At 51.0% G+C, this 16,220-nt stretch carries 17 protein-coding genes; 15 read left to right on the forward strand and 2 right to left on the reverse strand.

Annotated features, from left to right (window positions below; genetic code table 11):
* The first annotated feature begins 7 nt into the window (after window positions 1-7).
* Entirely contained in the window at window positions 8-1,393 is a 1,386-nt protein-coding gene (locus AC0YN0_RS02165; protein WP_475819801.1) for a bifunctional folylpolyglutamate synthase/dihydrofolate synthase, read from the forward strand.
* A gap of 7 nt (window positions 1,394-1,400) precedes the next feature.
* The gene (gene murC, locus AC0YN0_RS02170; RefSeq protein ID WP_442048911.1) at window positions 1,401-2,795 is read left to right on the forward strand and encodes a UDP-N-acetylmuramate--L-alanine ligase; all 1,395 of its coding nucleotides are present in this window, start codon (window positions 1,401-1,403) and stop codon (window positions 2,793-2,795) included.
* A gap of 377 nt (window positions 2,796-3,172) precedes the next feature.
* On the opposite strand, the gene AC0YN0_RS02175 is transcribed toward murC, so the two are convergent.
* Window positions 3,173-3,928 (reverse strand): class I SAM-dependent methyltransferase, encoded by a 756-nt coding sequence (locus tag AC0YN0_RS02175; RefSeq protein WP_475819802.1) that lies wholly within the window; start codon window positions 3,926-3,928, stop codon window positions 3,173-3,175.
* 3 nt (window positions 3,929-3,931) lie between these two features.
* Complete coding sequence (locus AC0YN0_RS02180; protein WP_475820876.1) at window positions 3,932-4,138, reverse strand: VOC family protein; 207 nt, start codon at window positions 4,136-4,138, stop codon at window positions 3,932-3,934.
* Between the two features lie 270 nt (window positions 4,139-4,408).
* Here AC0YN0_RS02180 and AC0YN0_RS02185 point away from each other — a divergent pair, with 270 nt between their 5' ends.
* The 13 genes from AC0YN0_RS02185 (at window position 4,409) to AC0YN0_RS02245 (ending at window position 16,188) form a co-directional block, all read left to right on the forward strand.
* Window positions 4,409-5,848, forward strand: coding sequence for an SPOR domain-containing protein (locus tag AC0YN0_RS02185; protein ID WP_475819803.1), 1,440 nt, complete (start codon window positions 4,409-4,411; stop codon window positions 5,846-5,848).
* Window positions 5,849-5,909: 61 nt separating this feature from the next.
* Complete coding sequence (locus AC0YN0_RS02190) at window positions 5,910-6,152, forward strand: DUF4321 domain-containing protein (protein ID WP_475819804.1); 243 nt, start codon at window positions 5,910-5,912, stop codon at window positions 6,150-6,152.
* A gap of 78 nt (window positions 6,153-6,230) precedes the next feature.
* A complete protein-coding gene (locus AC0YN0_RS02195; RefSeq protein WP_475819805.1) occupies window positions 6,231-6,860 on the forward strand; it encodes a Maf family protein in 630 nt (209 codons plus the stop codon).
* 241 nt (window positions 6,861-7,101) lie between these two features.
* On the forward strand, window positions 7,102-7,791 hold the full coding sequence (gene radC / locus AC0YN0_RS02200; RefSeq protein ID WP_475819806.1) for a RadC family protein: 690 nt from the start codon (window positions 7,102-7,104) through the stop codon (window positions 7,789-7,791).
* A gap of 40 nt (window positions 7,792-7,831) precedes the next feature.
* Complete coding sequence (locus tag AC0YN0_RS02205; protein WP_442048915.1) at window positions 7,832-8,866, forward strand: rod shape-determining protein; 1,035 nt, start codon at window positions 7,832-7,834, stop codon at window positions 8,864-8,866.
* 72 nt (window positions 8,867-8,938) lie between these two features.
* The gene (gene mreC / locus AC0YN0_RS02210) at window positions 8,939-9,787 is read left to right on the forward strand and encodes a rod shape-determining protein MreC (RefSeq protein ID WP_475820877.1); all 849 of its coding nucleotides are present in this window, start codon (window positions 8,939-8,941) and stop codon (window positions 9,785-9,787) included.
* The gene (gene mreD / locus AC0YN0_RS02215; RefSeq protein WP_442048917.1) at window positions 9,784-10,308 is read left to right on the forward strand and encodes a rod shape-determining protein MreD; all 525 of its coding nucleotides are present in this window, start codon (window positions 9,784-9,786) and stop codon (window positions 10,306-10,308) included. The genes mreC and mreD overlap by 4 nt, the downstream gene beginning before the upstream one ends.
* A 95-nt stretch (window positions 10,309-10,403) precedes the next feature.
* Window positions 10,404-11,069: a septum site-determining protein MinC gene (gene minC, locus AC0YN0_RS02220; RefSeq protein ID WP_475819807.1), complete on the forward strand. Its 666-nt coding sequence runs from the start codon at window positions 10,404-10,406 to the stop codon at window positions 11,067-11,069.
* A 3-nt stretch (window positions 11,070-11,072) separates the two neighbouring features.
* Window positions 11,073-11,864: a septum site-determining protein MinD gene (gene minD / locus AC0YN0_RS02225; RefSeq protein WP_442048919.1), complete on the forward strand. Its 792-nt coding sequence runs from the start codon at window positions 11,073-11,075 to the stop codon at window positions 11,862-11,864.
* Between the two features lie 7 nt (window positions 11,865-11,871).
* Window positions 11,872-13,020, forward strand: a complete 1,149-nt coding sequence (locus tag AC0YN0_RS02230; protein ID WP_475819808.1) for an FtsW/RodA/SpoVE family cell cycle protein — start codon at window positions 11,872-11,874, stop codon at window positions 13,018-13,020.
* A gap of 150 nt (window positions 13,021-13,170) precedes the next feature.
* Window positions 13,171-14,085 carry a peptidoglycan DD-metalloendopeptidase family protein gene (locus tag AC0YN0_RS02235; protein ID WP_475819809.1) on the forward strand — a complete coding sequence of 305 codons (915 nt, stop codon included), beginning with the start codon at window positions 13,171-13,173 and terminating at the stop codon, window positions 14,083-14,085.
* On the forward strand, window positions 14,078-14,959 hold the full coding sequence (locus AC0YN0_RS02240) for a M50 family metallopeptidase (RefSeq protein WP_475819810.1): 882 nt from the start codon (window positions 14,078-14,080) through the stop codon (window positions 14,957-14,959). Before AC0YN0_RS02235 ends, AC0YN0_RS02240 begins: the two co-directional genes overlap by 8 nt.
* 35 nt (window positions 14,960-14,994) lie before the next feature.
* Complete coding sequence (locus AC0YN0_RS02245; protein WP_475819811.1) at window positions 14,995-16,188, forward strand: Rne/Rng family ribonuclease; 1,194 nt, start codon at window positions 14,995-14,997, stop codon at window positions 16,186-16,188.
* The last annotated feature ends 32 nt before the right edge of the window (window positions 16,189-16,220 follow it).

The following is a 16,220-nucleotide window of genomic DNA, read 5'->3' on the forward strand; positions in this document are numbered from 1 at the left end:
GATACGTATGACGGAACAGTTCAACGAGCAGCGGCCGGCAGGGCCGCTGCATTCCTATACTGAAGCGGTGGAATGGATTACAGGACTCATCCCATTCGGCATCCGTCCGGGCCTTGACCGGATCGAGAAGCTGATGGAGCTGCTGGACAATCCTCATCGCAGACTGAAGTTCATTCATGTTGCCGGTACGAACGGCAAAGGCTCGACATGCTCATACTTGACGAGCGTGCTGCTTAAGAGCGGTTATGACGTCGGTACGTTCACGTCGCCTTATATTACGAAGTTCACGAATCGCTTTCAATACAATGGCGTGGATATTGAGGAAGAGACGCTGCTGAAGCTTGCGAATGAGCTGAAGCCGCATGTCGAGGCAATTGCCGAGACGGAGCTCGGTTCGCCGACCATGTTCGAGGTATCGACGGCTCTTGCTATTTTGTTCTATGCCAAAGTGACGTATCCTGACTATGTCGTGTGGGAGACCGGACTCGGCGGCAGGCTGGACGTAACGAATATCGTTCATCCGGTTGTGTCTGTCATTACGAACATCGGACATGATCATATGGATCGTCTCGGCGATACACTTGCTGCAGTCGCGAGCGAGAAAGCGGGCATTATTAAGGCTGGCATTCCGGTCGTCAGCGCCGTGTCGCAGCCGGAGGCAGTAGCTGTTATTAAGCAAACTGCTGCCGATAAGCATAGCACGCTTTACTTGCTCGGCGAGCAATTCAGCGAGACGGCCGTTTCCGTTCAGGAAGACGAGCAGACTTTCCGCTTCGACGGATTATTCCGCTCGATCGAGCCGCTGACGATTACGCTTAACGGAGCGCATCAACGAACGAATGCGGCAGTTGCCGTCATGACGCTAGAGGTGCTGCGTCAGTACAATGCGCTTGTCGTAGAGGATGAAGCGCTGGAGGAAGGACTTCGGGCAGCAGCTTGGGCGGGCAGACTTGAGATGGTGTCGCGCTCGCCGCGTATTTTGCTGGACGGAGCCCATAATCCGGAAGGCGCGGAGACGCTCGTAAGCGCGCTTCGGTCAACGTATAAGTACGACCGTCTTCATCTCATGATGGGGATGCTGGAGAATAAGAATCATCAGGATGTACTCAAGCATATACTACCAATAGTGGATACGCTTATTTTGACCGAGCCTGATTTTCGAATGAAGATGGATGCACCCGCGTTAGCTGCTATCGTTAGCGATATGAATAATCAACAGCCTGCGGAAAGCTCGTTCGAGCTCATCGTAGAGCCGGATTACCGCGCTGCGCTTCAAAAATTACAACAGTTAACCGGGGAAACAGACCTTGGGGTCGTGACAGGCACGCTATATTTGATTGCTGACGTTCGCTCCCGCATATTGTACAACTCGGATTCTGAAAAAGGTTGGTGAACCGTCTTTGAATACGGCAGAACACGTTCATTTCATCGGAATCGGCGGTTACGGAATGAGTGCCATAGCCCGCGTCATGCTGGAAATGGGCTATAAGGTTACCGGTTCCGATGTCGCGCGTCAGGAGCTTACGGAGAAGCTCGCGGCGAAGGGGGCCGATATTTATATCGGCCATCAGCCCGAGCATGTGAATGGAGCAGATTTGGTCGTTTATTCGACTGCGATCTCGAAGGACGACGTCGAGCGAAGGGCGGCGGAGCAGCTGAACATCCCTGTTCTTCACCGCTCGCAAATGCTGGCGAGATTGATGAATATTGGTAAAGGCATCGCCGTTGCGGGCGCGCACGGGAAGACGACGACTTCCTCGATGATTGCCCTTGTTATGGAGTCCTGCAATGCTGATCCGACTTACATTATCGGCGGCGAGATTGTTAACTTAGGTACAAACGCGAAGGCAGGCAAAGGCGAATACGTTGTTGCGGAGGCCGACGAAAGCGACGGGTCGTTCTTGCATTATCACCCTACGCTTGCAATCGTGACGAACATCGAGCCAGACCATTTGGAAAATTATGACGGAGACTTCGGCAAGCTGAAGGCAGCTTATGTTCAGTTCCTGCAGCAAGTCAAATCCGGCGGCAAAGCTATCGTATGCGCGGATGACGATAATGTGAAGGAACTGATCCCGCTTGTGTATACGGGAGCGGAAGGCGAATCGCAGCTTGTGACGTACGCTATCGATGGCGAAGCGGAATATAAAGCGAGCAATATCGTCTTGGGCGACCGCAAAGTATCGTTCGATATGACCCATAACGGAGCATCTCTCGGTACGATCGTGCTGTCCGTTCCAGGCCGCCATAACGTATACAATGCAATGGCGACCGTGATCACTTGCTTGGAATCGGGATTGTCGTTCCGGGAAATCGCCGAAGCGATTCGCGAGTTCAGCGGCGCGAAGCGCCGCTTCCAGGTGCTCGGGGAAGTCAATGACATTCTGGTCATTGACGATTACGCGCATCATCCGACAGAGATTCAAGCGACGATCAGTGCGGCCAAAGCAACGGGCAAGCGGATCATTGCCGTATTCCAGCCGCAGCGCTATACGCGGACATTCTTCTTGTTCGATCAATTCAGCCGCGCTTTCCCTGAAGCAGATGAAGTCATTATTACCGACATCTACTCTCCGGCGGGCGAGCAGCAGATCGAAGGAGTGCATTCGCATAAGCTCGTTGAGCTTATTAAGAGCAACAGCAATGCGAACACTCTCTATCTGCCGACTAAGGAAGACGTCCTCTCTTATTTGACGGAGCACGTAGCGCCGGGCGATCTTGTCATAACGATGGGCGCAGGCGACATTTGGAAAGTAGCTGATCAGCTCGCCAAGTCGCTGAAGGCCGCCAACTAAAAATAAAACCTAACCTTGCCGATAAGGCGGGGTTAGGTTTTTTTATTTCGGCATGCAGGCTGTGGAAAGTAGCGAATAGAGCATATCGATATGCGGCTAGGAACAGTTTGTTTGCTCTGAGGTAAAACTCACTGACTGTGAGGTGAAACTCTTTCTTTGCCACTCGCTTGATCAAAATGCCTAGCTTTAATGAGGGAAACCTCACTGCCCGTGAGGTTAGCTTCATGGACAATGAGCTTTTCCTCACTAATCTTTACGCAACCGTAATATCAGACAGAAAGAGTGAGATTGCCCTCACATTTTAATGGGTCTGCCTCACTATCGCTCATTACCTCCATACGTGAACATGCTGGCTGAAGCTGGCTATTGTTTAGGTCTTAAACCTCGCCTACATATATTTCTGTCTCATAATCGATGCTTACAGTTCCGCTTTGCTGATTGTTATCAAATATCGCTCGAAGCTCGGACAGCATTGGGTAGTAATTAGGTTGATCTGGAGTCGGGGTATAGGAGGAGGATAGCAAACGGCCTTTCAGGCTTTCGAAGTCGAAGCGCTGATGAATTGTAAACTTCGCTGCATGGAATAGGCTGTCCTTGAAGAAGGATTGCAACGTTTGTTTGGTTATATTTCGATGATTGACTTGCTTGTAATCATTGCCGAACGTTTGGACAAGCTGTTCATATAGCTCTAAGAAAGCTGAGCCTGTCGTCTTTCTGATATTCCATATCAAAATAACTTTACCGCCGGGCTTCAGAATACGGCGAAACTCCGCTTGGGCCGCCGTACGGTCAAACCAATGGAAGGCTTGGGCGCAAGTGATATAATCAACTGATTCGCTCTCCAAGCCAGTCGCTTCCGCCGAACCATTCCAAGCTATAAATCCTGGATAAACGCCGAGCTTTTGAACAGATGCTTCGCGCATAGCGGCATTTGGCTCGACGGCAATGACGTGGCATCCGCGTTCCAACAGCAGCTCTGAGAAAATGCCTGTCCCCGCGCCGACGTCAGCAATAGGGCTGCTTGCTGTCACACCGACGGTTCCAAACAAATAATCAATGGCTTCCTTCGGATAGCTTGGGCGGTGCTTGACATATGTTTCTACCCGATTCGTAAATCTTTCCTTGTTGTTCATCGTTCAACACTCTCCGCTCTCGATAAATTCAATCCGATTGCCAAATGGATCGTTCAGAAAAAAACGCGTCAGCCCTTCGTCCTCTCGATTATCGTCTTCGATCACGTTAATTTGATGCTGAATAAGATTCTCTCGCAATGCAGCGATATGTTTGACCTGAAAGGCAGGATGAGCCTTCTCGGCAGGAATAAAATTTTTCTGAACCCCAATCTCGTGATCCTTCCATAAGTTTCATTATATAAAACCGAGTTTCATTTTGTTTCTACTTATTAGCTAATTTACCACATCCAATTATTAATTACCAGTCTTTGGAGGGGGGCGATTGTAAGCAGCTGCCGCTCATCCACGATATATAAATCGATAGAATCGATGAGGTGGTTCATAAGTCGAAATGCAGTTGAAATGCACAATTAACGGGTCTAAATCTCTTATATCGTTCATAGAATACTAGCAGAAGCTATGGGACAAGGAGAGATTTGCATGAGTTCAAAAAACCGGATTACCTATCGTTTTGACCAGGCAGGTCGCAACGTGACTGATAAACCTATCAAGGAAGCTAAGCGTACGGATACTCATGCGGAGAATGCGGGGAGTCCGGCGAAGTCGAATGTCGTGCCTCTATATCCGCCGCATGAATCGCCCGTTATGAGTGAGCTGACGCCCTGGAACAGCCCGTTCCAGGAGGACATTGTGGCGTTGGAGCAATTAATTCGCGACACGGAGCCGAATTCGAAAGAGAACGCTTCAGGCAAGCTGCCGCCTAATTTTTCGGCGAAGGATGGAGTCCAAGGTCCGATTCTACTAAATAAATTGGATGCTCCTCTAGCACCGCCCGAAGGTGAACCGTTCGAATCTGTCCTGCTGCCTATCGATGATAATGAAGCAGAGAGGAAACCTTTGGCAGCCGCGGCTAAAGCCGACAACGGACTAAATTACGAGGCTTCAAACGAACTCTTTTATGATGAAACAGAGGATTTAAGCAGAAACAAAGGTAAATATAAAGCCGTTCGTTACAAAAGACCATCGTCTCCGCCATCTTGGTTCAATGTTTTTTTATCTGTCGCAGGCGCGCTTGCAACGGGAGCGTTGTTCGGTTATTTGCTGCTGTCGCTGTTCACAGGGTCGCCCGTACTGCCCGGCGGCGAGAAAACGGCAGGCGGCAAACAGCCTGCTGCCGTTGATACGAATGTCGATCAGCCGGCAACAGGCGAAGTGGGAGTCAGCGATCCTGATTCCGATCCGAATGAAACGCTGCCTGGGGAGAGAGGCCCGTTAACAGACGGACCAATGGCCGCATTGACTGGGCTTGACCAAACCTACTATTTGTTGCAATTCGGCGTGTTCAGCAACACGGAAGGCAGAGATACGGCGCTCGCCCAACTGAAGGACAAGGGGCTTGCCGCCGCGGCGCTGGCGACGAAGGAGGATTACCGCGTATTCGCCGGAATCGCCGGAAATAAAGATCAAGCGACAGCGCTGCGTGCCTCGATGACGGATACCGAGCTGTTCGTTAAGGAACTAACGGTCACCGCGCCTGCCGAAATTCCTTTCGATGGCGATGCCGCAGGTGCCCAGAAGTTCTTCGAGCGGACGAGAGACGTCGTCCAAATGTTGGATGATTTGGCTCTGGCGCAGCTCGAGCAACCGGCTTTATCGCCGCTTAGCGATGCCGCATCCGTTGCATGGGAGAACAACTACCAGCTGTGGAAGCAGACGGTGCCGATTATGCAGAAAGGCACGAAGTCCGCGGAAAATCTAGCATTTCTGAACTCTATCGTCACTGCTCTAGACAATGCGGCCAAAGCGATGCTTGAATATGACAAGAAACCTTCCGCGTCACATCTCTGGTCTGCGCAATCCTCGTTAATGGCAGCGGTCATTGCACAAAAAGGGTGGTTTGAGTCCATCAGCGCATTGTAAACGAATAGGGATCTGCGTATAATAGATTCAGGTGTCATTTCGTGGCGAGAGGCGTTGAAAGATGAAGAAAAACGGCTGGATCCTACTTATTTTCATCGTATTAGGCTTATTAGCCGGCGCGTTGGTTGCCAGATGGCTTACTCCGGTTCCGGGAATATCATTTCTTACGGATCCGCTTGAGGCTGCTTGGTCGCCTGCAATCGATTTATATGTACTCAGCTTCAATCTGTCGATTCATCTGCAAGTTAGCATGCTAAGCATCGTAGGTGCTATAATTGCTATCTGGCTTTACCGCAAAATATAAGCTGCCCAAGCGTACTATCCTATTTCCGGACACAGCCGAGCCGCGGTGGCAGCAATGAAGGAGCATAGTCATCCATTAATGGGACACACACAACTAGGCAATGAACCGATAAGCCGGATTGTATTGGCTTCTTCGTCACCGCGCCGGAAGGAACTGGTTGCATCGCTGGGCCTTTCCTTGCCGGTTTATATTTTGTCTACCGATACCGATGAATCGATTGAACTCGGCTGGAAACCGGATTATGTCGTCGAGCAGCTCAGCTTGCGGAAAGCCTCCGCTGCTGTCCACATGCTGCAAAATGAATCCGATAACCAGCCGTCGCTCGTTATTGGAGCAGACACGATCGTCGTGCTAGACGGCGAAGTGCTCGGCAAGCCGAAGGACGAAGCGGATGCGAAGCATATGCTGCAGCGTCTGCAAGGGCGATCCCATGAGGTCTACACAGGGGTGGCCTGTGTTCCTTCCAAGAATGGCGAGACGATTGTCATGCACCGTATGACGAGGGTGTGGATGAAGCCGCTTAACGACAAGCAGATCGCGAATTATGTCGCATCGGGCGAGCCGATGGACAAGGCGGGCTCCTATGGCATTCAGGGGCTCGGCGCAACGATAGTCGAACGCATTGACGGCTGTTACTTCAACGTCGTCGGATTGCCGCTGTCGCTGCTCTCGGATATGCTGGCGCGTTATGACATTGCTGTGTTTTGAAGGAATGAATGAGTATTTGACGTTATGCGAATGAAAACAAATGTGAATGGAACACATGCAACAACCCGATAGGCGGATAACGCATGCCTGTCAGAGATTGAAGGAAGCCGGTTAGCTCAAAGTCGTCGATTTGCTACCGCAACATGCGGTCATACAATATAGAATGGCCTTGAAAGCATTTTTTTTCAAAAATTAGGCAGGATATGAGAGAAATCTAATGTAGCGAAGGCGGGATCGGGACATGGAGCCGCAATACTCCGTTTTGCGTGATGTCCCCCATGAAGAACGTCCAAGAGAGCGCATGATGCGATATGGGGCAGAAGCACTTAGCCATGCAGAGCTGCTGGCTATCTTATTACGAACCGGCACGCAGCGGCAATCCGCGATTCATCTAGCGGGTTCGGTCTTGCAGCAGTGCGGCAGCCTGCGCAATTTGATGGATATGAGCATGGAGCAATTGACCGCTATCCGCGGCATCGGACCGGCAAAGGCGCTGCAATTGCGCGCCGGCATCGAGCTAGGCAGACGCATTACGCGGAGCAAGCTAGGGGAAACGGTTACGGTTCGCAAGCCGCAGGATGCAGCTGACTATGTCATGGAGGAGCTCCGTTATTTGAAGAAGGAGCACTTCCTTTGTCTGTTTCTCAATACCAAAAATCATATTATTGCCCGAGAAACGTTGTCTGTAGGTACGCTCAACGCCTCGCTGGTTCATCCTCGCGAAGTATTCCGAGCAGCCATTCAGCGCAGCAGCGCGTCGATTATATGCGTCCATAATCATCCAAGCGGCGACCCAACGCCAAGTCCGGAAGACATTGCGCTTACGAAACGACTGGTGGAAGCGGGAGAGCTCGTCGGGATCGAAGTATTGGATCATCTGGTCATTGGGGACGCGCGATTTGTAAGTTTGAAGGAACAAGGATATATGTAATATAATATAAGGGATTGTGCAATGAGAAGGGAGCAACATCATGTTTGGTGGTTTTTCGAAAGATTTGGGGATAGACTTGGGTACTGCGAATACGCTCGTATTCGTGAAAGGCAAAGGAATTGTCGTAAGGGAGCCTTCCGTGGTAGCCCTGCGTACCGATACGAAAACAATTGAAGCTGTAGGCGAGGACGCTAAAAAAATGATCGGCAGAACGCCTGGGAACATTCGCGCGGTTCGTCCGATGAAGGACGGCGTTATTGCCGACTTCGAGACGACGGCTACGATGATTAAATATTTCATTCGTCAGGCGCAGAAGCAGCGCTCGTTGTTCCCGCGCCATCCGAACGTGATGGTATGCGTGCCGTCCGGCATTACTGCGGTTGAGAAGCGTGCGGTTGAGGATGCGGCGAAGCAAGCCGGCGCGCGTGAAGCTTACACGATCGAAGAACCGTTCGCGGCTGCGATCGGCGCTGACCTTCCGGTATGGGAACCGACAGGCAGCATGGTTGTTGATATCGGCGGCGGTACTACCGAGGTTGCGGTTATCTCGCTAGGCGGCATCGTAACAAGCCGCTCGATTCGTGTGGCCGGCGACGAAATGGATGAAGCGATTATTCAATATATTAAACGTGCGTACAACCTCATGATCGGCGAGAGAACATCGGAGCAACTGAAGATGGAGATCGGCTCGGCTTTGCCGCTGGACATGCCTGAGAAAATCGAAATCCGCGGCCGCGACCTCGTATCCGGCTTGCCGAAGACGCTTGCGATTACATCGGATGAGATTACCGAGGCGCTTACGGATACGGTGAACTCGATCGTGGATGCCGTTAAGATTACGCTTGAGAAATGCCCACCTGAGCTTTCTGCCGATATTATGGATCGCGGCATCGTTCTTACAGGCGGCGGAGCGTTGCTTCGTAATTTGGACAAGCTGCTGCAACGCGAAACGGGCATGCCTGTTATTGTAGCGGACAATCCGCTCGACTGCGTAGCAATCGGAACGGGCCGTTCGCTGGACAATATTCATCTGTTCAAGAGCAGAGGCAGTTCGTCGTCGCGCTCCAAGCGATAAGAAGCGTCCATAGGGGAATGGATATGAAACGGGCAGGTGATTGAGCTGTTTAAGCTAATGCGAAATAAGCGGATGTTTATGCTTATGATCGGGTTTATTCTGTTCATTGCGGTAATCGGCTTCTCGCTTAGTGACCGCAAGGAATTGACTTGGCCGGAAAAATTCATCAAGGATACGTCCGCATACGTTCAGCAATGGTTTTACAAGCCCGCTGGTTCTATAGCGGGCTTCTTTGAGGATGTAAGCGAGCTTCGTCTTCTCTATGAAGAGAACGAGCAATTACGTATAACGGCGGCGGCATACGCTAGAGAAAAAGTGAATTACAACTTCGTGCAGAAGGAAAACGAGCGGTTGAAACAAGCGCTCTCCTTCACCGAACGCCAGAAGCAAATGTATAACTATAATTATCTCATTGCACAGGTTGTATCGGTAAGCAATGACGCCAATAACCGTTCGATGAATATTAACCTTGGTTCCAAAAACGGCATTAAGCCGAATATGGCGGTAACGACGATTGACGGACTTATCGGACTTGTTGATTCCGTAACGCCGTATACGGCAACGGTAACGCCGATAACGGAGCTGGATGAATCGTCGCCTACCTTCAACTCCATCGCGGTTACCGTAATGGGCCGCGAGGATCGTTCCTTCGGTATTCTTAGCAGCTATAATACGGAGACGCAAAGACTTCTTATGACGAAGATCGCAGAAATCGATCCGATGACCGTCGGCGACACCGTCATCACTTCGGGACTCGGAAATGTGTATCCCCGAGGTCTGGTGATCGGCAGGGTGGAGACGAAGCAGGTTGGCGATTTCGGTCTGACTTATACGGCAACCATCGATCTTGCTGCAAGCTTCGATCATTTGACCGAGGTGTTCGTCGTAGAGGTTCCCGCATTGGAGGACGTCAAGGAATGACGATTAACCGTATTATCGGGTTGATGATTCTTTTATTTATTGTAGAAGGCACTATTATGCCGTGGATTATTCCTGCGGGGTACGGTGAGCGCATTATTACCCATTTTACGTTCGTTATGGTTATCTACTCTGCGATGTACAGCGGAAGACATTATGCCTTATTGTTCGGGATTGGCTTTGGCATGCTGCAGGATATCGTATATTTTGGACATTTGATCGGGGCTCATGCTTTCGCAATGGGACTTATCGGGTATTTCACCGGCGTATTGTTTGAACGCAAGCGAGCCACAATCATGATGGCGTTATCCGTGATCGGCATAGCCTGCTTGCTGTACGATACGATGATCTTCTTTATTTACAAAGCATTCCGAATTACGAACGAGACGTATGCTTGGGCGGTGCTCGATCATATTTTGCCAAGCTTATTCATCCAGCTTGCGTTCGCGTTGGCGGTTTATGTGCCGGCAAGACGCATGTTCGAGTCGCAGAATAAGCTGAAGACCGAAGAAGAGGAACAATGAGTAGCAGCCGAAGGCAGTTTTCACGGTAAATATTGGGGCGTTAGCAGGAATTTGCGCCTTGCGTCAAGAATCCAATAGGTTGGGGAGGGGCTAACGTGACCGAGAAGCAACATATAATGATAAAAGGCGTTAAGGAAGGTCTCGTGTTCCTTCTCAACGATCAGTGTGAATTCGCTACACTATTGGATGAGTTGCAATATAAGCTGGAGAAGACGCACCAACAATTGCTGACAGGGCCGCTCGTGCACGTGCATGTGAAGCTAGGGACACGGCAATTGTCCGATGATGACAAAGAGCGGATTAAGACGGTCATCCGGTCGCAGGGCAATCTTATGGTTCAGTCGATCGAATCCGAGGCGAAGGCAGTAAGCGAGCAGCAGGTGAACGCGCAGCAGCTTCACGCTCTGACGACGATCGTAAGATCGGGTCAGACGGTCGAGCATGATGGCGATTTGCTGCTGATTGGCGATGTGAATCCGGGTGGAACGCTTCTATGCACCGGCGACATCTATGTGCTCGGCGCGTTGCGCGGCGTAGCGCATGCCGGGACAAGCGGTCGAACCGATGTTATTATCGCAGCTTCGCTAATGAGGCCGACGCAGCTTCGGATCGCTGAGGTCATAAGCAGGCCGCCGGAGGAATGGATGACCGGGGATGCGGCAATGGAGTTTGCTTTTCTGAACGAAGGCCGTATGCAAATTGATAAAATTACGCATTTATTCCGCATCAGGCATAATCCTATTATGTTTAAAGGAGTGTAGAACATGGGAGAAGCGATTGTTGTAACATCGGGCAAGGGCGGCGTCGGCAAGACGACGACATCGGCCAATTTGGGTACAGCTCTAGCGTTGCTTGGCAAAAAGGTATGCATGGTCGACACGGATATCGGCCTGCGTAACCTGGACGTTGTAATGGGGCTCGAAAATCGGATTATATATGATTTGGTCGACGTAGCGGAAGGCCGCTGCAGGCTTAGTCAAGCGCTTGTGAAAGATAAGCGTTTCGACGAGCTGTACATGCTGCCTGCCGCACAGACGAAGGATAAAGATTCTGTAACGCCTGAGCAAGTGCGCGACATCGTGCTGGAATTAAAGAAGGACCATGATTATGTCATTATCGATTGCCCGGCGGGAATTGAGCAAGGCTTTCGCAACGCGATAGCGGGGGCGGATCGAGCCATCGTTATTACGACACCGGAAAATGCGGCTGTCCGCGACGCCGATCGCGTAATCGGCTTGCTGGAACAAGAAAAAATACCAGCTAAGCTCATCATTAACCGTATTCGCCAAAATATGATGAAAACCGGGGAAATGCTTGATATCGATGAAATTTGTCAGGTGCTTGCAATCGACCTGGTAGGTATCGTCCCTGACGATGAGAAAGTCATCTCTGCAGCGAACAGCGGCGAGCCGACCGTTATGAATCCGGCATCCCGCGCAGCTATCGCATATCGCAATATTGCGCGCCGTATTCTGGGAGATATGGTGCCGCTTATGCTGCTCGATGAGAAGGCAGGCGCGTTCAAGCGTTTCCGCAAGTTTCTTGGAATAGGATGATTGCCCCGTGCTTAACAAATTAAAGAAGCTTGACTGGGGGATATTAGGCATATTGCTCCTCTTCATGGTCATTAGTTCCGTGGTTCTCCACAGCGCGACGATCAATGATCCAAGGTATGCCAGCTCGGATACGAAACAAATTATTTTTTATGGACTCGGTTTTTTTGTAGCGATCGTCGCTTCCATGTTCGATTACCGAATCGTGCTGAAGAGCTGGCATGTGTTATATGGCATAGGGGTTACGTCGCTTATACTCGTTTATTTCGTCGGAGCGAAGATCAACGGTGCGCGAGGCTGGTTCAAAATTACCGAGACGTTAACAATTCAGCCCGCGGAGATCGTGAAGATTATTATTATAATAGGCATTGCTTATTTGATGGGACGAAGACAAGGCGACAAGCTGACCTTCATGCGGGATTTGGTGCCGATCGGCGCATTCGCCGCTTTGCCGTTCATGCTCGTTATGATCCAGCCCGATCTAGGGAATGCCATTATCTATTTGGTCATCGTGCTCGGCATGCTGTGGATCGGCAACGTCAAGTACACGCATGTACTGATCGGCCTTGGAACGGTTATTGCGAGCATCGTGTTATTCGTCAGCCTGTTCACGATGTTCAATAACGAGATCAAGGAATTTATGATTGATAAGGATCTATCGCACTGGTATGAGCGTATCAATACGTACATTAACCCGGAAGAGGCAAGCTCTGACGCGAAGCATCAGTCGCTTAATGCGAAGATAGCGATCGGCTCAGGCGGACTGAACGGCGACGGATACTTAAAGGGAGATATGAAGAACGGCGGCTTCGTACCTTATCCGTATTCGGATTCCATTTTCGTCGTCATCGGTGAGGAATTCGGCTTCCAAGGCGCGGCGATTCTGCTGCTTCTGTATTTCCTGCTTATTTATCGAATGATCATTGTCGCGTTCAAATGTTATGATATGAAGGCATCGTTTATTGTCATTGGCATTGTATCGATGTATGTGTTCCAGGTGTTCCAAAACATCGGCATGATGATCGGCCTTATGCCCATTACGGGCATCACGCTTCCGTTCATCAGCTATGGCGGCACGTCGCTGCTGCTTAATATGTTGTCGATCGGACTTGTGTTAAGCATCAAGTCTCATCAAGAGGTATATGAACTGGCGGATTAGATATCCAGCTCAGCTTAACGAACCGTTCATGCGGAAAGCATGAACGGTTTTTTTTTGTTTATTGAGCCGCATACTTGTCTACTCCCGCTCATAGGATGAAGGAAGTGATAGTGATACAAGCTCTCTCTAGGGCAGGGGAGGAAGAACGAGATGAATACGAAGGATAGCGTGAAGCTGCGTCGGCAGCAAAAAATAAAGCAGTTGATGGAGCAGCAGCCGGCCGGCAAGGAAACGGAGATGCCTTTCTATGACGGTGGCGCGACTGACGCGCCGATCTATTACGAGCCCGCTTATCGCGAAGAAGCGATCGAGCTCGATCCGGAGACTGCTTGGAAGAGCAATCCGAATCCTTGGGCAAGCTGGCGGGAGGATGTAGGGTTCGGCGAGCATAAAACGTTCATTAAGAGCGCCTATGACCCGACAAGGCATGCGAAACCGCCCAAAAAACACCCGTTCCGGCGTGAGCTCATGTGGAAGCTCGCAATTGCCATTGTGCTATTCGGCGGCGTGTGGGCAATGTTCGACAATGATTCGGAATGGTCGCTTAAGGGACAGGCGATCGTAAAGAACGCGTTGACGGAAGAGATTGATTTTGCAGCGGCAGCTGCCTGGTATAAAGAAACGTTTGCAGGAGCGCCATCCTTCATTCCGATCTTCGAGGACAATAAGGGCGAGGCGATCGGCGCCGACGGAACGGTCAAACTGCCGGTCGTCGCGCCGCTTGCAAGCGGTGCGCTCGTTCGTACGTTCGCCGAGATGCTGAACGGCGTGGAACTGGCCGGCGCATCGGAGGAGTCTGTTGTAGCCGTTGAGACGGGACAAGTTATTGTGATTACGGACGGAGACGATAAAGGCGCATCGATCGTCATACAGCACGCGAATAAACGCGTAAGCGTATACGGCAAGCTGGGCGAGACGGAAGTTAAGGTTGATGATTGGGTGGAGGCGGGCGACCCGATCGGAAAGCTGTTGAAGTCGAACGATACGGAGCCGAGCTTGCTCTATTTTGCGGTAATGGAGAATGACAAGTATGTCGATCCGCTGGACGTGATTCCGTTTGATTAAATGGAGAGGGATCGTTTGGTCGGTCCATCCGTTGTTCGTCATGATTATGTTGGCTTCGGTATTCACTGGTTATTTTGCCGAGCTGTTGACGTTGTTTCTCTTAGTTATCGTTCATGAGCTTGGACATGTCATCATGGCTCGGAGCTTTGGCTGGACGGTACGGGAGGTAAAGCTGCTGCCGTTCGGCGGCGTTGCGGAGGTCGAAGAGGCCGGGGGAGTATCGGCGGCCGAGGATGCGATGGTCGCGATTGCCGGGCCATTGCAAAATCTATGGATGGGACTGGCTGCTTGGGGCTGCGGGCAGCTCGGACTTTGGGATGCGGACTGGGCAACGTATGTGTGGAAGGCGAATCTGATGATTGGCATGTTCAATCTGCTCCCGATCTATCCGCTCGACGGAGGCAAGCTGCTCCAGGCAGCGCTTAGTTACGTGATGAATTATTATTCCATGCTTATCTGGTCGGCTCGAATTAGCTTGTTGCTCAGCGCCTGTATGATCATCGGCTCTTTGCTGCCTTGGCTGATCTATGCGGACGGCATTCAATTGAACTTGCTCGTTGTCGGCTTCTTTTTGATAATGACGAACTGGACGTATTCGCGCAATCGTCCTTTTTTGTTCTACCGGTTTCTCATGCATCGGGGACGAGTGGCGGCCCGTGTTCTAACACGCGGCGAGCAGGCGAGTCCGCTCATCGTTAGCGGAAGACAGTCCATTCTGTCGGTCGCGCGATTATTTCGCAGGGAGCGATATCATCTCATCTATCTAGTCGAGCCTTATGACAAGCAGGTGAAGGTACTGCCCGAGCAAACGATAGTTGAGGGGTGTTTGTCGGATCATAATCCTAATCGTGCAGTATTGGAGCTTTTCAGGTAAAATAAATGAAAAGCGACTGGATGGTGATGCCCGGAATGAAGCAAATGTTCATGCACGCAAGCAGCGAAATGCTGCAGACTGCCGTGCTGCAAGACGGCCGACTTTTCGATTATTTCGTCGAGCGAGCCAAAGGAAGCGGTTTGGTAGGCAATATATACAAAGGCCGCGTCGTCAACGTATTGCCGGGCATGCAGGCGGCTTTCGTCGATATAGGAATCGGCAAAAATGCGTTTCTGTATATCGATGATTTGCTCCATCCCCACCTGGAGAAGCAACCCGAGACGAAGCCGTCGATACAGGACGTAGTTAGTGCTGGCCAAGAGCTGATCGTACAAGTGATGAAAGAGCCATTGGGCGGCAAAGGGGCAAGAGTGACCACTCACTTCTCCTTGCCGGGCCGTTGGCTTGTCTATATGCCGATTGCCGATTATATCGGCGTGTCGAAGAAAATTGCAAGCGAGCAGGAGCGATTGCGTCTTCGCGAGATCGGAGAACGGCTGCGCTTAGGCGAGGAAGGCTTCATTATCCGAACTGCGGCGGAAGGCGAGATTGAGCGGTCCATCGGAGCCGATGTTGACGAGCAGCGCGAGCTGTGGCGTTCGATTGAAACGAGGAGCGCTGAGCTGAAGGCTCCAGCGGTGCTTCATCTCGAAGCGGGTCTGCTGCGCCGGGTTATACGGGATAATATGAAGCCCGATATTGATGAGATATGGATCGATGACCCCATCAAGCATGCCGAGGCAGCTGCTCTGCTGAAGGAGATGGCTCCGTCATTAAGCGAGCGGCTTCGACTGTACAAGCTGCCTGCATCGAAGGCGCTCTTCGACGCTTATCGAGTCAACGACCAGATCCATTCGGCTTTCGAGCGTAAAATATCGCTGCCGAGCGGCGGCTATCTCGTATGGGACAAGACCGAGGCGCTCACGGTTGTTGATGTCAATACGGGCAAATTCATCGGCACATCCGATCTGGAGGATACCGTCTTCCAGACGAATATGGAGGCGGCCGCCGAGATTGCCAGACTGCTGCGAGTGCGGGATGTAGGCGGTATCGTCATTATAGACTTTATAGATATGGAGCAGGAGCATAATCGCGAGAAGGTACTGCATCAGCTTATGGAAGGCACTCGTCCCGATCAGACGAAATGCACGGTCGTTGGCTGGACAAAGCTTGGCCTCGTAGAGTTGACGCGCAAGAAGTCGCGCGAGAATTCTTTTGCGAATACGTGAGAATAGGTTGATCTAGGCAATAATGTATGATA

Source organism: Paenibacillus sp. J22P218, from assembly GCF_056269195.1.